We start from the raw sequence: 23222 nt of genomic DNA on the forward strand, positions 1-23222 counted from the left end.
GGGACTGCACAACCCTAAAAGAAATTATTGAAAACCCAGTTTATATTGGTCATATTGCTAGTCAAAAAGTTAATTATAAATTCAAAGTAGGTTGGTTATCCGATAAACCTAAAGAGGAATGGATAATGGTAGAAAATACACACGAACCAATTATTTCTGAAGATATTTATAATATAGCAAATGAAAAATTGAAAAGCAGGAGAAGACCATTTAAAAATGGAGAAGAAAGTATATTTGCAGGAATTGTGAAATGTCCCGATTGTGGAAAATCTTTAAATCTTGGAAGAAACAAATCGAAAAAAAGAGAAAAGTTACTCACTTGTAATACTTATAGAAGATATGGAAAGTCATTATGTAGTCAACATAGAATTTATTACGATACTCTTTATGAGATAGTGCTTAAAGATATTAGGAAAAATGCAGAAATAGCATTAAAAGATGAAAAAGAAATCATAAAAGCACTTGAAAGATCACGAGAAGTTGATAATGAAGAAGAACAAAAATTTATTATGGATAAGATTTACAAAGATCAGATAAGAGTAGAAGACTTAACTAAAAAGATTGAAAGATTATATGATGATTGGCTCGATAACAAGATAAGTGAAAGTAACTTTCAAAAAATTCTTGAAAAATCACAAAACGAACAAGACTATCTAAACCAAAGAATAGAAGATAATCAAAAATTGATTGTTAAAGAAGATCTTGAAGATATTAATGTCAAAAAATGGATTAAACTCATAAAAAAACATAGGGATATAAAGAAGCTGGACAAAGAAACCTTAAACGAACTCATCTCAAAAATCTATGTTCACGAAAAAGAAGTAGTGAACGGAGAAATCACCCAAACAATTGATATTTACTACAATTTCATAGGAAATACAGACATACTACAAGTATTTTACAATCTCTAATTAGGCATAAAGCAGCTTATGGCTGGTGGGGGAATTGTACTAATTGGTATCAAATTAATTCCACTACTTGCAAATGCTTTAAATTAGGAGAAAGTCTATGTTTGGTATCTTTGACAAGCTAACTGAATTTTTTAAGGATATGCTACTCGGAGGTATCAAAGCAAATCTTGAGTCCATGTTCTTAGATATAAATGACAAGGTAGGAGTTATTGCAACTGATGTTGGTAAAACACCAATGGGTTGGAATGGAGAAGTATATAACTTCATAAAAAACATTAATGATAATGTGATCGTTCCAATAGCAGGTCTTATCATAACAGCAGTATTATGTATTGAACTCATAAATATGGTTATGCAAAAGAATAATATGCATGATACAGATACTTTTGAGTTTTTCAAATACATTATAAAGATGTTTATAGCAGTCTACCTTGCAAGCCATGCCTTTGAATTTTCAATGGCAGTCTTTGATGTGGCACAAAATCTTGTAAACAAAGCGGCAGGGGTAATCACTACTTCTGCCACTGTTTCAGGAGATCAGATAGTTGCAATGGTTGATACATTAAAAGAAAAAGATGTTGGTGCATTAATAATGATATTAGTTGAAACAAGCCTAGTGAGGATTGCAATTCAATGTATATCTTTAACTATTACCTTAATAGTATATGGGCGTATGTTTGAAATATATGTCTATTCATCAGTATCATCCATACCATTTGCGACTATGGGAAATAAAGAATGGGGTCAGATTGGAACAAATTATATCAAGGGACTTTTTGCCTTGGGACTACAAGGTTTGTTTTTGATGGTATGTTTAGGTATCTACACCGTTTTAATAAGGACGGTACAGATTACAGATATTCACGCAAGCTTGTTTAGTATATTAGGATATGCTCTACTACTTGGACTTATGATGTTTAAGAGTGGAACAGTTGCAAAAAGTATTATGAATACGCACTAGGAGGAATAAATGTTAAAAAAGAAAAATTGTGCTTTATTGGGACTTGGAATTTTATTAGGAGGAACTTATGAAATCTTAAAAGAGAAAAAAAGAAATGAAGAGATTAGAAACTTAAAGAAAAGAATAAACAGACTCGGAAGATGTCACAATGAATTTGTTATGTATCAAGGCGAATACAATGACAGAAATGAAGAAAAACAAGAAGAATTAGAAGAAAGAATTAGCTACCTGGAAGAGGAAACAACATCTAATTATGACCATATACTTGAACTTTCCAAAGAAGAAGTAGAGGGAGATTAAAATGGCGTATGTACCAATACCAAAAGATTTGGACAAGATTAAAACAAAGGTTGCCTTTAACTTAACCAAAAGACAACTTATAGGTTTTTCTGTGGCAGGACTAATTGGTATACCAACCTATTTATTTATGAAGAAATATCTACCTAATGATGTTTCTATCATTGTAATGCTAATAGTAACCCTGCCAATCTTTTTTATAACCTTATATGAAAAAGACACCTTAACTTTTGAAAAGTATTTTAAATTTTTCTATCTTCATAAATTTTATCAACCAACTAAGAGAATAAGAAAGGAGGCATACCTTGAAGCAAAGAAAAAAGCAAATCAGCGACTTAAATCTAAGGGAAAAACAATTAAAAAAAGACCGAAAGGAAGTAAGAAGGCTAAAAACAAAGAAAGATCCAACAAATAGTCTTCTAAGTGTACTTTTAAATAAAGAGAAAAAGAGATTTACTGTTGAGGATACAATTCCATATATAAGAATGTTACCAGAGGGCATATGCCAGTTAGATGAAAAAAATTATTCAAAGACAATTTCATTTCAAGATATAAATTACCAGTTGGCATTGGAAGAAGATAGAGATTTAATCTTTAACCAATTTGCCAACTTTTTAAATTCTTTTGATCCAAGTGTACACATTGAACTTTCATATGTAAATCAATTAGGAAGAAATAAAGACCTACAAGATGCAATTAAAATTGCTGATAAGGGAGATTTCTATGACGATGTAAGAAAAGAGTTTAGGGAAATGTTAAAACTTCAACTTGCAAAGGGCAATAACGGACTTAAAAAGATGAAGTATATAACCTTTACCACAGAAGCCGATAACCTAGAGCAAGCAAGAGCAAAGTTAAATAGACTTGAAGTAGATATTTTATCTAACTTTAAATCTATGGGAGTAAGAGCAGAGAGCCTTGATGGCGAAGAAAGGTTAAGACTTGTTCATGATATGTTAAATCCAGACAAAAACTTTGATTTTTCATATAAAGATTTGAAGAAGAAAGAGTCTACAAAATCACATATAACTCCCAATATCTTTAATTTTGCACCAGCAAATAATTTTAAATTTGGGAAATTCATTGGAGCAGTAAGTCATTTTCAAATACTTGCAAGTGAGCTATCAGACAGAATGTTATCTGAGTTTTTAGATATTGATGACAATATTTATGTAGCTTTTCATATAGATGTAGTTGAACAAGCAGAAGCTATTAAACTCATTAAAAGAAAAAATACAGACCTGGATAGAATGAAAATAGAAGAACAAAAGAAAGCAGTTCGTGCTGGATATGATATGGATATTATTCCATCAGATATAAATACTTTTGGGGCTGATGTTAAGTCCATGTTATCTGACTTACAAAATAGAGATGAAAGGCTCTTTGTAGTTACCATAGTAATGATGAATTTTGCTAGGACTAATCAAAAATTAGAAAACACCATTGCTCAAATATCATCAATTGCTAACAGACATAATTGTCAGGTAAAAAGATTATCTCACCAACAAGAGCAAGGACTTGTTTCTGCCTTACCTCTAGGAGTTAATCAAGTCGAAATAAAAAGATTTTTAACTTCATCATCAACGGCAGTATTTATGCCTTTTACAACAGAAGAGCTATTTATTGATTCGGCAAATTCTTTGTACTATGGATTAAATGCCCTTAGCCAAAACTTGATTATGGCAGATAGGAAGAAACTCAAGAACCCTAACGGATTAATATTAGGAACACCAGGTTCTGGTAAATCTTTCTCGGCAAAGAGAGAGATGGCAAATGCAATTCTTGTAACAGACGATGATGTAATTATTTGTGATCCTGAAGGCGAGTATTCAAACCTTGTAAAACAATTTAATGGAGAAGTTATTAAAGTTTCAGCAAAATCAAAGGACTACCTAAATCCACTAGATATTAATATGAACTATGGAGATGGGGACGCACCTTTAAAGGATAAGGCAAACTTCATAATGTCTATGCTTGAACTTGTAGTAGGAGGATCTGGTCTTACTGCTGCAGAAAAATCTGTTATAGATAGGTGCTTACCAAAGATATATCAAAAGTATTTTGAAGACCCCAAACCAGAAAATATGCCTATATTAGGAGATTTATACGATATGCTCCTATCTCAAGAAGAGGGAGTTGGTAGGAAACTCGCAACAGAAATGGAAATTTATGTAAAAGGAAGTCTTAATGTATTTAATAATAGGTCAAATGTTGACCTAAATAGGCAACTGCTCTGTTTTGATATAAAAGAGCTAGGAACACAACTTAAAAAAATAGGTATGCTTGTAATTCAAGACCAAGTTTGGAACAAGGTTTCCCTAAATAGAGGAAGCAAGTCTACAAGATACTATATAGATGAGTTCCACCTTTTATTAAAAGACCCACAAACTGCTTCATATTCAGTAGAAATCTGGAAAAGATTTAGAAAATGGGGAGGAATTCCAACAGGTATAACTCAAAACGTAAAAGACCTTTTAACAAGTCAGGAAATTGAAAATATCTTTGATAATACAGACTTTGTTCTAATGTTAAATCAAGCATCTGGAGATAGGGATATTCTTGCTAAGAAATTAAAAATATCACCTTATCAGTTAAACTATATTACTAATTCAAATGCAGGTGAGGGACTATTATTCTTTGGAAATACTATTGTTCCATTTATTGATAAATTCCCTAAAGACACCATGCTATATAAGCTAATGACAACAAAACCAGAAGAAGCTAAGTAGGTGTGATATGGATAAAAAACTAAAAAAAGATTTTCAAAAGAAAATTATACGAAATAGGGACGCTCCTGAAAAGAATCTTGAAAGTAAACTTGTTCATTCAGATGATTATACCAATAAGATTATTAAGACTAAGGATAGGTTCGGAGATAAAATTTCAGAAAAAGAATCTAAACTTATCCATGAGAATATATTAGCTAAAGATCAAAAACAAGATAAACTAAAAGATTTTCAGAAGGCTAAAAACAAGGAAAGAATCAGAAAAGAAGTTTTAAATAATAAGAATAAGGCTGAAAAAACAAAACAAACTAATCTTGAAATAAGGACAGATGAAAGCTTTAAACTTGATGAAGAGTTAGATGTAGACTTCAAAAAGGTGAATTTTGGTAGTGAAAACAGTAGAAATATTAATTCTAATAAATTAACAACAGATGATATTCCAGCTAACTCTGAAGTAATAAGCAATAAGAAGCCATCAAGTAAAAGACAAGTTCTTAAAAATTATGAGGATAAACTTATCCATAGTAAGGATAAATTCCAAGACAAAATCAACGAGAAAGAGTCTAAGCGAATCTACACAAGCGAAGATAAACCTATCGAAGCAAAGAAAAGCAAGAGAGTATATAGAAAAGATAAGCTTGTTAAAGATGAAGTAAGTAATGACGAGAGTAATGCTAATATAGATAAAAAGCAAAAGCAAAAGCTTTATCAAGAAAAGAAGTTTAGAGATAAGGAAAAAATTTCTAAAGAAATAGATAAAGAAAATAAGCTAAGCCAAGTTGATACAGATAAGACTTTTGATAATTCTGAGCTTAAAGACAATAATCTTGAATTTATAAAAGATGAAAAGGAAACAAGCCTTAAACCTTCAGAACAAAAGAAAGTTAATAAAAAGAAGACTTACTACAAAAGAAAAAATTATGAAAGTGATAAATTTACACGCAAGAAAATTGATGACTTAAAAAATGAATCTAAGAAAATTACAACGAAAGATTCTAAGAAAGCACAAGATGTTAAAGACTTTATCTCAGATAAAAAGATTGGAGAGCTTGAAAAGTCTAAAAGTAAGCTAAAGGATAATATCTTAAAGAATAAAACTAAAGGAAGTCTATCTTCTGGGGTTTTATTATCTGGAGCTAAGTCATCAGAGTTAGTGAGAGATTATTTAAGTTCAGGATCTGATAATACTGGTGTAGAATCTGGAGAAAAGGCCGCTAATGTAAGCTCTAAACTTCAGCATGGAATAAGGAAGTATAAGTTAGACAAAAAGAAAAAGTCCTTAAAAAAGCTATCTAAACTTGATAAGAAAATAAGAAAGAGAAAAAGCAAGTTGGAGTTTAAAAGTGGTTTGGAAGATTTAAAAAAGTCAGACGCCTATATAAAGAAAAATAGATTTAAGAAGTTTTACCAGAGAAAACAAATGAAAAGCATGATAGCTAAAAAGCACGAAACAAGACTGGTAGATAGAGTTAAAAAAGCTATTTTAAGTTTAGGTAAGGCTTCTAAAGAGCTAATCGTAAGAAAAAGTAAGATGGTTCTATTTCTAGTAATAGGACTAGGTCTTATGCTATCAATCATGATTGGTGGTGGAAGTGTTGGTATGAGTGGATTAAGTAACTCTGTTAACTCAGTAATGACAACAACATACCTATCACAAGATACAGTTCTAAGTGAAGTTAATCAAGAATTTTCATCAATGGAGTATGACCTACAATCACAAATCGAAAGTGTAAAAACAAGTCATCCTGGATATGACGAATATATTATAAATAAAGATGGAGAAATTGGTCATAATACCCATGAACTTTTATCCTATATAACTTCAAGATGTGGTGAAGTAAAATCAGCATCTGAAGTAAAAGGAATTTTAAAAGAGCTTTTCGATAAAATGTATAAGCTTGATTTTAAGGAAGAAATCGAAATTAGAACAAGAACAGTAGCAAGAACTAGATATGATAGTCGTGGTAATCCCTATACTAGCTATGAAAAAGAAGAGTACGAATATAAAAAGTTAATTGTAACTTTAAAGAAAAGAGAAATGGATGAAGTTGTTAGGGAAATATTTAAAGATTATCCAGACAATGTAGTTCATTATGAAGCTCTTCTTGAAGCTAAGGGGAATATGGGAGATGTTTTTGGATTAGGTAATGGGGACTTAGGAGAAATAGTAGACAATCCAAACTTTGGAAATCCTGGTCTTGCTTTTGATTCAGCTACTGCCAAAGCCTTATTTAATGAAGCAGAAAAACATATAGGCAAAAGATATGTGTTTGGAGCAAGTGGACCATCTAACTTTGACTGCTCAGGTTTTGTATGTTGGTCATTTACAAAGTCTGGTGTAAAGAGAATGCCAAGAACAACTGCATGGAGAATATACAAAGACTATTGTAACCCAGTCAGTCCAAGTGAAGCTCAACCTGGAGATATTATATTTTTCCATTCAACATATAACAGTGGAACACCAATATCTCACGTAGGAATATACGCAGGTAATGGAATGATGATTCACGCAGGAGATCCAATTCAATACACATCAATAAATTCAAAATATTGGAAATCACACTTTTATGGTTTTGGAAGACCTAGATAGAAGGGAGATATTATGTGAACAGGAAGCTTATAAGTATTAGAAACAAAAAGAAAAAAATAGAAGAGAAATTGAAAGATTTAAATGCAAAATACAAGGAAATTTGCGATGAAGAAATACAGGTTGAAAATGAAGAAATAATTGTAACTCTTAGGAGGAACAATATTAGCTTGGAAGAATTAATGGAGAAAATCAATGATAGAAAAAGAGAAGAGAAATTAAAAGAAAAGGAGAACATTCATAATGAAGAAATTTAATACGAACAGACTAAGAGCCTTTTTTATGGCTCTTTTATTAGTTTTAACATCAACTTCAACTACTAATGTACTAGCTAAAGCTGATGATACAGATGGTAGTAAAAAAATGATAGAAAGTTCAATAAGTAATATTAATGATTTAGAAAATCAAATCAAAGACTTAAATGATAAGAAACAAGAAGACCAATCAAAGATAGATGAATTAAAGGAAAAGTTAGAATCTTGCAAAGATAATGGAGAAAAACTAAAACAAGAAAAAGCTAAGCTAGAAGAAGAGATTAGAGATAAAGATAATAAGATTGATCAATTGAATAAAGAAATTGAGGATCTTAAAAACTCCAATAATGATGAACTAATAGCAGAAATTACTCAGCTTAAAGATGAATTAAAAAGATTACAAGATGAAAATGCAAAACTAAAAGAAGATTATTCATCTACAAAATGGGAGTTAGAAGCTGAGAAAGAAAAGACTGGTAAAAACGAAAATAAAATCAAAGAAATGCAAGAAAAGCTTGAGTCTTTAGAAGGGGAACTTGCAAAGAAGACTAAAGAAATTGAAGATAAAGACAATAGAATTAAGGACTTGGAAAAAGCTCTTGATGAAAAAGATACTAAGATAAAAGACTTAGAGTCTAAAAAGAAAGAAACAGAAAATTCTAAGTCAGAATGTTGTAAGAAAATTGAAGAGCTTCAAAAGGCTATTGATAGTTTAAAAGAAACTTCTGAAAATACAAAAAAAGAATTAGAAGATAAGATTAAAGAACTAGAAGAAAAACAAAAAGCTTCTCAAGAAGAAATTAAAAAGCTAAAAGAAGAGTTAGATAAGAAAATTGAAGAAGCAAAGAAGTTAATCGAGGAAGCAAATAAAAAATCGAAAGAAGAACTTGAAAAGCAAGCTAAAGATGAAAAAGAAAAAAATATAAACCAAGGCTTATCTAAGAAATTAGATGAACTTCTAAAACTCCAAAAAGAAAACAAAGAGAAGAAAGAAGATAAGAAATCTCAAGATAAAAAATGGGACGAACTTTTGAAAGCTGATGATAAGAACATCCTAAATCAATTTGATCTTAACAAGATGAAAAAGCAAGAGGAACAACAAGGTAAAAAACAAGTTAAAGATGAAAAAGAATTTGCAGTTTTCCAAGTAGACAAAAACTTCTATAACATTATCAACAAAGATGGTAAGACAACAGTCTATATGGACGTAAAAACTTATGTGGATCAAGGAAGAACTATGATTCCAGTAAGATATATCGCTTATACTCTAGGTTTTAATGTTGAGTATGACAACTCTACTCGTGAAGCTATTTTCTCAAACAAAGAGAATAATATCTTAGCTAAAAAGACATTAAGACTAAATATTGATACTGGTGTTATGAAAGATTCAGATGGAAAGGTCTACAATTCAGATGTTAAGCCAGTGATTATAAATGGAAGAATTCATGCTTCAATTTCAAATATTGCTAAAGCTTTCGGAGCAAGTCATGGAGATATTAAAGATGGTAAAAACCAAACAATAGAATGGGACAATGCTAGAAAAGCAGTCTATGTATTTAAAAATGTAAAATAAGAAAGGATATAAAAATGAATAAGAGCATTAAACGAGGAGTAGCCATAGCGTTACTCCTTTTTACATTTACAGTACCAGCAACTACATTTGCTATGACAAATGAAGGGCAAATAGAAAGTCAAAACGAATCAATCTATGAACCACAAAAAGAAGAATTTGAAAAAATGTTGAAAGATGATGTTTTTACACCATCAAAAGAAGAAATTCCTTATCAAGATGTTCCAAGAATACCAGGAAATACAAGTGAAGCAACCAAGCCTTCAAATAATCCTCCTAAGAAAACACCACTTGTAAAAGGTGGTAATACAAAGGCAGTAAATAATCTTGCGACACAAGAAAATAAGGCGAGAGGTTCAGTAATTGAAAATGTAGATAGGAATGGAAAAGATATTACACCAAGTGGAGACACAGAAAAAGATAAAGAAAATCCAGTAGATGTAAGACAATTTTTAACATTTCAAACTAAAAGTGGAAAAACTATGCACCTAATAGTGGATCACTCATCAAATCAAGATAATGTAAGGCTATTGACAGAAGTAGGAGAGCAAGACCTGCTTAATATGATTGAATCAGAAGACAAAAATACTATAAAGGTTGAAGAACCTAAGAAAGAGGAAGTGAAAAAAGAAGAACCTACAGTTGTTCCAGTAAAAGAAGAAAAGAAAAGCGGAATAGGTTCATTTCTAATTATTGCACTTGTAATTGGAGGAGTTTTTGGAGCAGGATATTATTTTAAAGTAGTCAAAGCTAAAGAAGATAAAATGTTGGAAGACTTTGAAGAAGATGATGAGGATTATATTAGTGAGTCAGAAGATGATGACGATGATGAAACTCACGAAGAATCACTAGATGAAGATGATGAACTATTATAAGGGTATTAAATTTAAGTACAATTGAACTTTTGTCACGGATATGATACAATATCCGTGACAAAGGAGGATTGTAATGAGTTCATATACAGAGAAAATATCAAACAAAATAAATAATTTTGACTCACATAAAGTATTTTTTGCAAATGACTTTTTAGATATTGCATCTAATGCTACGGTTAGACAGATATTAAAAAGATTAGCAGATGAAGATAAAATTAAGCGTGTCATTGATGGCTTTTATTACAATCCAAGATATAGTGAATTAATTGGAGAGTACGAAGCAATATCAATTCACGAGTTAGCACTTGCCATAGCAAGAAAATACAATTGGAATATTGCACCATATAGTAGCACAGCCTTAAACTTATTAGGACTATCCACACAAGTTCCAACTCATTATAAATATATATCTAGTGGCAGATATAAAGAATATAAAATTGGAAATACCATTTTAGAATTTAAAAAAGTAAATCCAGGAGAAATTGCCAATATGTCCTTAAAGACAGCGACTGTAATTCAAGCAATTAAGTCTTTAGGGAAAGAAAATATCAATGCCCAAGTTATCCAAAAGATAAGAGAAAACTTAAGTGAAAAAGAAAGAACAGACTTAATGAACCAAGCAAAATCAGTTCCTGCATGGATATATGAAGTGATAAGGGAAATCTGTGAGGGTGGAAATGAATAAGTTTTATATAGATAACAAAGAAGAGCTAAGGATTTTAATAGTAAATACTGCAAGAAAGAGGAATATATCTGAGGCAGTTATTGAAAAAGACTATTGGGTTACTTTTATCTTAGACTATCTTTTTAATGAAAATAAATGGAAAGAATATTTTACCTTTAAAGGTGGTACATCACTTTCAAAATGCTTTGGACTTATAGAAAGATTTTCAGAAGATATAGATTTAATCTTAGACTGGCGAGTATTAGGATATGAAGAAAAAGAACCATGGTTAGAAAGATCAAATACTAAACAGGATAAATTCAACAAAGAAGTCAATGAAAAGACAGAAATATTTTTAAGAGATGAATTATTAAAAGTCTTAGAACAAGATTTCAAGGACATGGACTTTGAATTTATGATTGATACTCTTGATCCACAAACAATTCTATGTAAATATCCTAAAATCTTTGAATCTAATTATTTGATACAAAATATAAGACTCGAAATAGGAAGCCTTGCAGCATGGACACCTGCAATCGACGTTGAAGTTTTGCCGATAATTAGCGAATCCTATCCAAATGTATTTAAAGAAAAAACTAATATAAGAACAGTATCAGCAGAGAGAACTTTTTGGGAAAAGGCAACTATACTTCATCATGAAGCGAATAGACCAGAATCTTCTCCTATGCCACATAGGTATGCAAGACACTTTTATGACTTATATAAAATAGCAAATTCAGATTTCAAAGACAGAGCCGTAGAGGATAAGGAGTTATTAAAGAAAGTAACTGAATTCAAAATGAAGTTTTATCCTAGGAAGTGGGCAAGGTATGAAGAAGCATTAGATGGTAGATTAAAATTAGTCCCAAGAAAATACCGATTTTCTGAAATAGAAAAAGATTATAAGGCTATGTCAGAAATGATATATGGAGAATATCCAAACTTTGAAGAGATTATAAAAGTTCTTCAAGAACTAGAAAAAGAAATTAATAAGTAAATCGAATTCTCCCAAAAATAATATAATATTCGGGAGAAATACTTTGAGCGAGAGAGAAATCTTTCGCTCTTTTTTTTATTTATGGAGGTATTAATGAAGTTAGTAATAGCAGAAAAGCCAAGTGTAGCAGTTACAATTGCAAAAATAATTGGAGCAAGAACAAGAAAAAACGGATATTATGAGGGGAATGGATACATTGTTTCATGGTGTGTAGGTCATTTAATTCAAATGGCAAGTCCCGATAAGATAGACGAAAAATGGAAGAAATGGACAATAGACACTCTTCCTATAATTCCAGAAGAATATATTTATGAAGTATCTAAAAGCACTAAGAAACAATATGGAATTTTAAAGAAACTTTTAAACGATAAGAACATCGACACAGTAATAAATGCTTGTGATGCTGGAAGAGAGGGAGAACTTATTTTTAGGCTTGTATATAATCAAGCTAAATGTAAGAAGAAGATTCAAAGACTTTGGATATCTTCAATGGAAAACAAAGCTATTGAAGATGGCTTTAGAAATCTTAAAGATGGAGAAAACTTTGAAGACTTATATAGATCGGCAAGTGCAAGAGCTATTGCAGATTGGCTGGTAGGAATGAATTTAAGTAGGCTTTATTCTTGCATTTACAAGGAAACATATTCTGTTGGTAGAGTACAAACACCAACTCTATATTTAATAGCTAAAAGGGATAGCGAAATAAACCTATTTAAGAAGCAAAAATATTATACAGTTGACCTATCTTATGGAGGATTGAAACTTGTATCAGATAGGATTGATAGAATTGAAGTTGCAGAACAACTATTAAATCTACTAGAAGATGAAATAGTTATTACAGAGGTAGAAGATAAAGAGGTAAGCACAAAACCAGATAAGCCTTATGATCTCACTACCTTACAAAGAGAAGCAAATAAATATTTTGGATATTCAGCAAATGACACTTTAAATCTAGCACAAGCTTTGTATGAAAAAAAGCTAATCACATATCCAAGAACAGATAGCAGGTATTTAACCGATGACATGGTTAATACTATGAAAGAATTATTAGAAGGACTTGAAGAAGATTTTAAACTCAACAAATCAAACTTTAAGTCTATTTTTAATTCATCTAAGGTTACAGACCACTATGCAATTATTCCTACTATATCAGGTATTGGAAAAGCTAAAGACATATCTGATAAAGAAAGCAAAATCTATAATCTAATTAAGAATAAATTACTTGCTTCATGTTCGGATAACTTAAAGGAATCTAGCAGAAAAATCAGATATGAATATGATAAATTTAACTTCAATGCAAGTGGCAAGACTGTAATCGATGAAGGTTATACAAAGTATCTAAAGAGCTATGGAAAAGAAAAACAAGAAAATGAATTACCAGATATAAAGACTGGAGATAAAATTAAGCTAACTTCTAAAAATATATCTGAGAAATTTACAAAAGCTCCAAGTCATTATAATGAAGATACACTTTTAAAGGCTATGGAGAATGCAGGGATTGAATCACTGGATAAAGATATAGAAGTAGAAAGGAAAGGCTTAGGAACACCAGCTACAAGAGCAGGAATTATTGAAAATCTTATCCATAAGGATCTCATAAGAAGAGATAAGAAAAATTTACTTGTAACAGAAAAAGGCAATAGACTTGTATCGATTGTAGAGGATAAGTTTAAGTCGGCAGAAACAACTTCTGAATGGGAAATGAAACTTGCAAAGATTAGCTCTGGCGAAGTAGATAAAGAAGACTTTTTAAAAGAAATTAAAGATAGTATAAGGGGGCTTGTAGATAGGTACAAGAATAATCTAAATGAATAAGGTAAAAATATTAGAGCTTTTCGGTGGCATAGGTGCTATTAGAAAGGCTTTTATTAATTTAAAGATACCTTATGAAGTTGTTGATTATGTAGAAATAGATAAGGCTTGTGTTAAATCATATAATGAACTTTATGGAGAAGATTATAAGCCAAAATCAGTAGTAGGATATAAAGTACCTAATGAGAATATAGACTTAATAATGCATGGAAGTCCTTGCCAAGACTTTTCAAGAATAGGAAAAAAGCAGGGAGGAGTGAAAAACTCAGGCACTAGATCAAGCTTACTATTTGAAACAATTAGAATAATCAAAGAAATGAAAGATAAACCTAAATGGATAATTTGGGAAAATGTAAAGGGAGTCCTTGATAGAAATATGAGGGACTCCTTTTTTATTTATCTAAAAGAGCTAGAAAACCTTGGATATGAAAGCAAATATGAAATCTTAAATGCAATGGACTTTGGGATACCTCAAAAAAGAGAAAGGATATTTGTTGTTTCGTGTCTTGGAGCAAATAACTTTTCTTTTAATAAATTGGAGAGGAAAGAAACAAGATCACTAAGTGAATTTTTAGAAAAGGATGTAAGTGAACTTTACACAATGACCCAACCTTATATGCTGAAATTTTTAAATAAAGGCATAGATAATAGTTTTAGAGGGCGACTAAAAGTGATTAAAGATTTTTCTTATACTATTTCTACAAAACAGATGAGAGTACCTAATTCTGGAATAATAGATATTGGAAATGGTAAATATAGGTATTTAACAGAAAGAGAATGTTTAAGACTCATGGGTTTTGATGACATTGATATTAACAAACTAGAAGAAGCACATCCAAGAAGAAAAAATTGTACTTCAAGCAAGCTTTATAAGCAGGCCGGCAATTCTATTGTGGTTGATGTTTTAATGGCTATTATAAAAGAAATTCATAGAATGGAGGTAGGAAATGCAAGTAAATGATTTTAAGAATATACAAGAAGCAATAAAGTATGAAGTTTTGCAAGATGAAAAAGAATATTTAAAACTCTTAAAAGTTATAGGTAACAATCAAAAATATGATTTTTCAAGCCAACTAAGTATATACAACAAAGAACCTGAAGCTAGAGCTTGTGCAACCTTTGATATGTGGAAGAAATATTTTGGTCGAGTTGTTATGAGGGGTCAAAAGGGTATTCCAATTTTAGTTGGAAGTGATGTAAATCAAAGAGTGTCATATATTTTTGATATCAGTCAGACCACATCAATGGATAGGAATATTAATGAGGTTAGCTTATGGCAGTTTGATCACGAAAATCATAACGAGGCTTTAAAAGAAATAATAAGAGATTCTTTATTTGAACCTAGTGATTCACTCAATGAAAATATATTTTCTTTGAGTCGAATTTATGGAGATGAATATATTAACTTGGCACTTGCTGATTTAAGGATAGATATAGAGGATAGACTTAGTTTTGAAAAGTTTATGAGAGACTCAATATCCTATGCAGTAGCTAATAGGTTTAATACAGTCTATCCTATGGATATGGAAAATTTAAAAAATAATTTTTATAGGATTAATACAATTTCTTTAGAGCAAATAGGTCTTGTAATATCAAGGGTTAGTGAAGATATTATAGATAGAACAATAGAAAAATCTAAGGAAATAGATCGTGCTAGGCTGCTGACAGAAAGGGCCGGTGGCGACTATAATAGAGATATAGAAAATACAAATGAAGATAGAGGAGGTCAAAATGATTTATATAGACGAGATGATAGGTCAAGAAGTAGAGATGGACGAGTTTTCACAGATGGAAGCGACAGAGGAAATAGCGATGAAGATCGAAGAGAAAACCTTGGACATGATGGAGAAGGATCTGGAATTTATGGAGAAATTTCCGAATCCAACATACGCAGTTCTAAGACTGTCTTATCTAGTGGGGAGCGAGGACATGGAGAACTGGAAGAAACTTCAGGAAATGTACGAGGAGAAAACACTTTTGAACCATCTGAAGGAAATTCAGAATCAGGCAGTGGACTTTATCAAGAGAGAGAAAGTCAAGATGATGAAAGCACAAGGATTGACAGAGAAGATGATGAGAGAGAATCCAGAGGAATACCAAGGACAGATGAACAACTTGATGGCAACAGTGAAAAGAATGGCAATCAAGGAATACGTGGAAGCTTAGAAAATGAAATAAGCCAAGAAAAGGAAGCTGATGAAGCTTCTTTTTTTGATGACAAAAACACTGAAAATAGAAAAGATTATTGGATTGTAGAATTTAATGAAAACCATGAATTAGTTCCCGATTATAGTGGGCAGATAGTAACTAAAGACTTAATTAATGTCCTAAGACAAAAGGATATTGATGTTAAAGACCATAATCAAACTCTTGGAGAAAATGAGTTTGGAGAAATGACTGATGATTATATCGGATATTTCAAATTCTATTTTGACCACTATGTAGACGGAGAAGTTGTCGAGCATTATAGGATTGACCTTGGTGATGGTGAAGAAGTAAATGAGCGTGAATTTTCATATTTAGAAGAACAAGTTGCACTAAGTGAGGAAAAATTATTAAAAGAAGAAACTAAGGAAAAGATAGAGCCTAAATTTAAGATAGGTGATCAGGTTAGATATAAAGATAAGGACTTTACCATTACAGATTTTGATGAACTAAGTGGAGGACTTAAAACTGTAACCATCAGAGATAATATGGAATATATGGGAGGTATGATTAGGGGTTCGGAAGTAATTCCATATAGAAACGATTTATACCTTGAAGAAATCTTTGAAAATCTAAGTCAAACATCAGAAAAACTAGCAGTAAAGGTTGGTAAGGAATTTATTTTCGAAGATGAGAAGATCTTTGATGGAATTAACTTGATTGACACAGGAACTAAAGTAGAAGTTAATGGGGAAGAAATTCCTTTATATAAGGGTGAAACATTTGAAGAAAGTAGAAAGATTGATGACCTTTTAAATAGTGGAAATTATGAGATATACAAGTTATCCGAGTATGAAAAACAAATTGAAAGACAAGTAGAACAAGAAAGCTTTATTGATGACCACAATCCTGAAATTGACCAAATGATGGATAGATACAATGTGCCTAGGGAAGCAGCCGAAAACTTATTGAGGGGAAAAGAAGAATTAAAGAATCTAGGCTATGAACCTGATAGGGAAAGGCTAAGTTTTGCTAGAAATTATGACTTGAAAAATCATATCTACTCAGAATACCTTACACCATCAGAAAGACTAGATAAAAATATCAAAGCTATTAAAATGCTCAAAAGACTTGAAAATGAAAATAGGAGTCCAAGGGAGTATGAACAAGCTTATCTTGCTGACTATCTAGGTTGGGGAGGTCTTGCCGATGTCTTTGATGAAGAAAAGGGAGGGCAATGGCTTGAGGCAAGAAATATTTTAAAAGAAAACCTAACAAATGATGAGTATATGAATGCTAAAGAGTCTACTTTAACATCATTTTATACACCTAGAGAGGTAATGGATGGAATATATAAGACTCTAACAGATATGGGATTTAAGACTGGGAATATCCTTGAACCATCTGCAGGAGTAGGTAATTTCATTGGTAATATGCCAAGTGAAATACAAGCGTCTAAAATCTATGGAGTAGAAAAAGATAGCCTAAGCGGAAGAATAGCAAGAGAGCTTTATCCTGAAGCTAATATTCAAATTAAAGGTTTTGAAGAAACAAACTTCTCAAATAACTTTTTCGATTTAGTTATAGGAAATGTTCCCTTTGGAGATTTTAAAGTTAACGATCGTGAATATAACAGAAATAATTTTCTGATTCACGATTATTTTTTTGCAAAGTCAATAGACAAGGTTAGGAATGGAGGAATTATTGCCTTCATAACTTCATCTGGAACTATGGATAAAAAAGATGAATCTGTTAGAAAATATATTAATGCAAGATGTGAGTTTTTAGGAGCTATGAGGCTTCCTAATACAACATTTAAAGGTCTTGCTGGTACAGAAGTTACTTCAGATATTATTTTCTTAAAGAAGAGAGATTCAGTTATAGAAAGAGATGACGATTGGATACACCTAACAACCGATAAAAAGGGTTTGACTTATAATAAATACTTTGTAGATAATCCTCAAATGGTATTAGGGGATATGAAAGAAGTATCTGGTAGATTTGGCAATACCATTACTTGTGATGAAAAAGAAGACGAAAATCTAAAAGATTTAATGGATCTTGCAAGTAAGGAAATATCCTCAAATTCAAAATATGAAGAGGTAGAACTATTGGAAGATGAAGAATTAAGTCTTCCAGCAACAGATGATGTTAAAAACTTTTCTTACACTATTATTGATGAAGAAGTCTACCTAAGAGAAAACTCAGTCTTAGTTAAGCAGAATATATCAGATAAAAATAAAGAAAAGATAAAAGATTACCTTGATGTAATGAATGCTTTAAAAGATGTAATAGAAAAGCAAAAGGATGATTTTTCAGATGAAGAAATAAAAGAGTCACAAGCAAAGTTAAATGAGGTCTATGATAACTTTTCAAAGAAACATGGCTTCATTAACTCCTTATCAAATACTAGAGCCTTAAAGGAAGACTCAAACTTTCCTTTGGTCTCATCAATAGAAATACTTGATGATGAGGATAATTTCAAAGCTAAGAGTGATATATTCTCAAAAAGAACAATAACAAAGGCAAAGGTAGTAGATCATGTAGACACTTCCCTTGAAGCTTTAGTCTTATCTGTTTCACAAAAGGGATATGTAGATTTTGAATATATGGAATCTATCACAAGTAAAGATAGGGACACCTTAATTGGTGAGCTTGAGGGCGAGATATTTTTAGATATTAAGGATACAGACCTAATAAATAACAGAATGCCCTTTGAGAACTTTGACAATGACGATCCATTTCATTTTTCATATGTATCGGCTGATGAATATTTAAGTGGTAATATCAGAGAAAAGATTGGCTACCTCAATTCATATATCGGAGAAATTGAAAATGTAATAGATTTAGCACCTTCTGAAAAGAAAGATACACTATTAAACGAGTTAGGCAAACTCAAATATCAAAGAGAAAAATTACAAGAAGTTATGCCTGAAGAACTTACTGCTTCTGATATAAATGTAAGGTTAGGAGCAACCTGGATACCTCAAAAAGATATAGAAGACTTTACTTTTAACCTTTTAAAAACACCAGGTTATGATAGGTGGAATATAAATGTTAGGTTTTCACCACACACGAGTGAATGGAATATTGAGGGTAAAAGTGTTGACTCGACTAATGACCTTGCTAACATGACTTATGGTACAAGTAGAGTAAATGCCTATAAGCTGATTGAAAATGCTCTTAATCTAAAAGATACAAAAGTATTTGACCAAATAATAAATGATGATGGGTCTAAGACTTCTGTATTAAACAAAAAAGAAACTATGCTAGCAAGTCAAAAGCAAGAACTGATAAAAGAAGAATTTAAGAATTGGATATTTGAAGATCCTGATAGAAGATATAGGCTAGAAAAGATTTATAATGAAAAATTCAATTCAATTAGAAATAGAGAATTTGATGGTTCTAACTTAACTTTTGATGGAATGAATACTGAAATCAGACTTCGAGAACATCAAAAAAATGCAATAGCAAGGACTCTTTATGGTGGAAACACACTACTTGCCCATGTAGTAGGAGCAGGAAAAACTTTTGAAATGGTAGCTTCTGCTATGGAATCTAAAAAGTTAGGACTTGCAAGTAAGTCATTATTTGTAGTTCCTAATCATTTAACCACTCAAATTGGTAGAGAGTTCATGCAGTTATATCCGTCAGCAAATATTATGGTGGCCGATAAAAAAGACTTCCAACCTAAAAATAGAAAAAGATTTATTGGTAGGATTGCAACAGGAGAATATGATGCAGTCATCATAGGACACTCTCAATTTGAAAAAATACCAATGTCCAAGGAATACCAGGTAAGGCATATACAAGACCAAATAGATGATATAGTTTCCTTTATTGATGAGAACAAAAGAAATAGAGGAGAAAATTTCACAGTAAAACAACTGGAAAAGACAAAGAAGAAACTTTTGGTAAGACTTGAAAAGCTAAATGATGACTTTAAAAAAGATGATGTAATAACTTTTGAAGAGCTAGGAGTAGATAAGTTATTTATAGACGAAGCTCATAATTACAAAAACTTATTCTTGCATACTAAGATGAGAAATGTTGCTGGTATCGGTCAGAGTGAAGCCTTTAAGTCTTCAGATATGTATATGAAATGTAGGTATATGGATGAAATGACAGGTGGAAAGGGAGTTGTATTTGCTACTGGTACACCAATATCAAATTCAATGACAGAGCTTTATACTATGCAAAGATATCTTCAATATGACGATCTAAAGGCAAGAGGATTAGAACATTTTGACGCCTGGGCTTCTACTTTTGGAGAAACAGAAAACACTTTTGAATTATCTCCAGAAGGTACTGGATATAGGCAAAAGACAAGATTTTCAAAGTTTTATAATTTACCAGAATTGATGTCTATGTTTAAAGAAGTAGCAGATATAAAGACTTCAGATATGTTAAATTTGCCAGTACCAGAAGCAAGTTTTGAAGTTATTAAAACAAAACCTACTGAGGAACAAAAAGAAATACTAGAAGCTATTTCAGATAGAGCTGACGCAGTTAGAAATAATCAAGTCGAGCCAACAGAAGATAATATGCTAAAAATTACAAATGATGGTAAAAAACTTGCCCTAGACCAAAGATTAATAAACCCACTACTTTCCGATGATCCTAATTCAAAGGTAAATGTATGCGTTAAAAATATCTTTTCAATCTGGGATAAGACAAAAGAAAGCTCATCAACCCAGTTAGTATTTTCAGATATGTCTACACCAAAAGGAGATGGAGAATTTAATATCTATGATGATATTAGGAATAAGTTAGTGAATATGGGAATACCTAAAGAAGAAATAGCTTTTATCCACGAAGCAGATACAGACAAACAAAAAGATGAATTGTTCTCTAAGGTAAGAAAAGGAGAAGTAAGAGTATTATTAGGTTCTACTCAAAAAATGGGAGCAGGTACAAATGTACAGAATAAATTAATAGCTTTACATGATTTAGACGTCCCTTGGAGACCGTCTGACCTAGAGCAAAGAAGTGGTAGAATTGTTCGTCAAGGTAATGAAAATGATAAGGTAAATATCTTTAGATATGTAACAGAAAATACTTTTGATTCTTATTTATGGGTGCGACATGAAGTCGCTTAATTTAACTGTTTGGCATAATGACCAAACCAACTATTCCGTTAGTTGAGCCAAGTATCGACTGCACTTAGGTGTGGTAAGCCGATATTAAAGTAGCCCTACTTGAGGTTGGACCGTGAGGGAATACCGAAACTGCCAGCAACAAGGCGGTTAGGGAGCGAGGCTTGATAATATGGCTAACATATGTGAACTACTGATAAATGTCGTTAAGGTGAACAGGCTAAAGTTGCTGACAAGCCTGAACCAAAATGGTGCGTAGTCGGATAATCCTTTCCACAGTGGGATTACACGGACAAAATGACTACCGGCAGAGAGGTAGAGCCTAAGTTATCAATGTTAATTAAGTGGAACATGGTAAGCCTGTACCGTTGCCAAAAGGCAAGGTAAATCGTAAGAAATGCTGATAATGGTGCAGGTAAAGGATAATGGAAAAAGCGAACGCCATCTTGTAATGAGATGGATAGGGGTTCAAAATTTGCCCTAACTTGAAAGAGTGCAGACTTCCATTTGGTTTTTAATCACAAGAGAACTTGTAGAATTTTTGAAAGGAGAAAGCAAATGAACAGTAAAATGTGTGCTACTACTAACAGAGCTAAAAACTGGGAAAGTATAGACTTTTCTCTAGCAGAAAGCTATGTTAAAAAACTACAAATGCGTATTGTGAAAGCGTGGAAAATGAGTAAATATGGAAAGGTAAAATCTTTACAACATTTACTCACAACTTCATTTTATGCAAAAGCCTTGGCTATTAAGAGGGTAACTGAAAATCAAGGCAAGAAAACAAGTGGTGTTGATGGTGAATTATGGCTAACATCACAGGCAAAGTATAAGGCGATAGAAAAGTTAAATTTAAGAGGATATAAACCTAAGCCTCTTAGAAGAGTGTATATACCAAAGAAAAATGGTAAGAAAAGACCTCTCAGCATTCCTACAATGACAGATAGAGCAATGCAAACACTATATAAATTTGCACTTGAACCCATAGCAGAAATTACTGCTGACCCTAATTCTTATGGATTTAGGGCAAAAAGATGTACACAAGATGCTATCGAGCAGTGTTTTACGTCACTCAATAAAAAGAAGTCTGCAAAATGGGTACTTGAGGGAGATATAAAAGGTTGTTTTGATAATATAAGTCATGAATGGATATTAAATAATATCCCAATGAACAAGAAATTATTAAAACTCTGGCTTGAGTGTGGATATATAGAAAAACAAAAAGTATTTCCAACAGAAACAGGAAGTCCACAAGGCTCGCCAATATCACCTATTATTTCCAATATGGTATTAGATGGTTTAGAACAAGCAATCAAAGAGAAATACCATAGAAGAACAGTAAACAAGAAAACATATTTCCCAAAGGTTAATTTTGTTAGATATGCAGATGATTTCATTGTTACAGGAGAAAGTGAAGAATTGCTTGAAAATGGTGTAAAGCCAATCATTGTAAAATTCTTGGCTGAAAGAGGTTTAGAATTATCAGAGGAAAAGACACTTATAACACACATAAATGACGGTTTTGATTTTCTTGGAGTTAATATTAGGATGTATAAAGATAAGTTGCTTACAAAACCATCTGATAATAACTTCAAGGCTATTGTCGATAAAATCAGACGAATCATAAAAGATAATCCGTCAATGAAACAAGAAATTTTGATCAGAAAATTAAATCCAATCATTATAGGTTGGGTAAACTATCATAAATATAATGTTTCATCTAAAGCCTTTGAAAAACTTGATTATGAAATATATAAAAGCTTGTGGACCTGGTGCGTTCGTAGACACCCAAAGAAAGGTAGAAAATGGATAGCTAAGAAATACTTCCATACCATTGGAAATAGAACCTGGACTTTCAGTGTAGCCACTGGTGACAGAATGGAAAATGGCGAGAAATACTATCTTCGTCTTAAATATGCTACAGACACTGATATTAAAAGATTTACCAAGATACAAGCTGAAGCAAATCCATTTGATGAAAATTGGCAAATATACTTTGAAGAAAGAGAAGAGTTAAAAATACGAAACGAACTTAAAGGACGTACAGTTATAAATAAACTGTATAAAACGCAAAATGGAATATGCCCTGTTTGTGGAGAGAAAATAACTATGGATACAGACTTTAGAGTACATCAAACAATTCAAAATAAAATTACCCTTAAAACTTTAGTACACCCTTGGTGTCATAGAAAATTGCATATAAATGATGAAGAAAACACGCTGGCTCTTTAATTAGGGCTTATAAAAACTTGAGCCGTGTGAGGGGAAACTCTCATGCACGGTTCTTAGAGGGGGAAGGGATAGTAATATCCCCGACCTACTCGACCAGA

General features: G+C 31.7%; 14 protein-coding genes and 2 pseudogenes. All 16 read left to right on the plus strand.

The window, feature by feature from the left end; translation table 11 throughout:
* Positions 1-911, plus strand: a 911-nt coding sequence (locus NH288_RS07340) for a DUF4368 domain-containing protein (protein ID WP_265214277.1), incomplete at its 5' end; no start/stop codon positions are given.
* Between the two features lie 3 nt (positions 912-914).
* Positions 915-998, plus strand: a pseudogene (locus NH288_RS07345) (Maff2 family mobile element protein); the annotation flags it as partial.
* A gap of 10 nt (positions 999-1008) precedes the next feature.
* Complete coding sequence (locus NH288_RS07350; RefSeq protein WP_000466914.1) at positions 1009-1872, plus strand: VirB6/TrbL-like conjugal transfer protein, CD1112 family; 864 nt, start codon at positions 1009-1011, stop codon at positions 1870-1872.
* A gap of 9 nt (positions 1873-1881) precedes the next feature.
* A complete protein-coding gene (locus NH288_RS07355) occupies positions 1882-2172 on the plus strand; it encodes a hypothetical protein (protein WP_047211601.1) in 291 nt (96 codons plus the stop codon).
* A 1-nt stretch (position 2173) separates the two neighbouring features.
* Positions 2174-2584, plus strand: coding sequence for a PrgI family protein (locus tag NH288_RS07360; protein ID WP_004827263.1), 411 nt, complete (start codon positions 2174-2176; stop codon positions 2582-2584).
* Entirely contained in the window at positions 2475-4898 is a 2424-nt protein-coding gene (locus tag NH288_RS07365) for a VirB4-like conjugal transfer ATPase, CD1110 family (RefSeq protein WP_321161883.1), read from the plus strand. The genes NH288_RS07360 and NH288_RS07365 overlap by 110 nt, the downstream gene beginning before the upstream one ends.
* A 7-nt stretch (positions 4899-4905) precedes the next feature.
* Positions 4906-7485, plus strand: coding sequence for a C40 family peptidase (locus NH288_RS07370; protein WP_265214282.1), 2580 nt, complete (start codon positions 4906-4908; stop codon positions 7483-7485).
* 14 nt (positions 7486-7499) lie between these two features.
* Positions 7500-7739, plus strand: coding sequence for a hypothetical protein (locus NH288_RS07375; protein ID WP_001080402.1), 240 nt, complete (start codon positions 7500-7502; stop codon positions 7737-7739).
* A complete protein-coding gene (locus tag NH288_RS07380) occupies positions 7726-9309 on the plus strand; it encodes a stalk domain-containing protein (RefSeq protein ID WP_265214291.1) in 1584 nt (527 codons plus the stop codon). Before NH288_RS07375 ends, NH288_RS07380 begins: the two co-directional genes overlap by 14 nt.
* A gap of 14 nt (positions 9310-9323) precedes the next feature.
* Positions 9324-10181, plus strand: coding sequence for a DUF4366 domain-containing protein (locus tag NH288_RS07385; RefSeq protein WP_265214292.1), 858 nt, complete (start codon positions 9324-9326; stop codon positions 10179-10181).
* Positions 10182-10254: 73 nt separating this feature from the next.
* Positions 10255-10866, plus strand: coding sequence for a DUF6088 family protein (locus tag NH288_RS07390; protein ID WP_265214294.1), 612 nt, complete (start codon positions 10255-10257; stop codon positions 10864-10866).
* Positions 10859-11842 carry a nucleotidyl transferase AbiEii/AbiGii toxin family protein gene (locus NH288_RS07395; protein WP_265214296.1) on the plus strand — a complete coding sequence of 328 codons (984 nt, stop codon included), beginning with the start codon at positions 10859-10861 and terminating at the stop codon, positions 11840-11842. Before NH288_RS07390 ends, NH288_RS07395 begins: the two co-directional genes overlap by 8 nt.
* Before the next feature lie 93 nt (positions 11843-11935).
* Complete coding sequence (locus tag NH288_RS07400) at positions 11936-13657, plus strand: DNA topoisomerase 3 (protein WP_265214298.1); 1722 nt, start codon at positions 11936-11938, stop codon at positions 13655-13657.
* Positions 13650-14615 (plus strand): DNA cytosine methyltransferase, encoded by a 966-nt coding sequence (locus tag NH288_RS07405; protein ID WP_036757767.1) that lies wholly within the window; start codon positions 13650-13652, stop codon positions 14613-14615. Before NH288_RS07400 ends, NH288_RS07405 begins: the two co-directional genes overlap by 8 nt.
* Positions 14616-16872: 2257 nt before the next feature.
* Positions 16873-20877, plus strand: a pseudogene (locus tag NH288_RS11415) (helicase-related protein); the annotation flags it as partial.
* Positions 20878-21453: 576 nt separating this feature from the next.
* Entirely contained in the window at positions 21454-23124 is a 1671-nt protein-coding gene (ltrA, locus tag NH288_RS07415) for a group II intron reverse transcriptase/maturase (RefSeq protein ID WP_265214302.1), read from the plus strand.
* Positions 23125-23222 lie beyond the last annotated feature (98 nt).

Source organism: Anaerococcus sp. NML200537, assembly GCF_026131715.1.
Lineage (GTDB): Bacteria > Bacillota > Clostridia > Tissierellales > Peptoniphilaceae > Anaerococcus > Anaerococcus kampingae.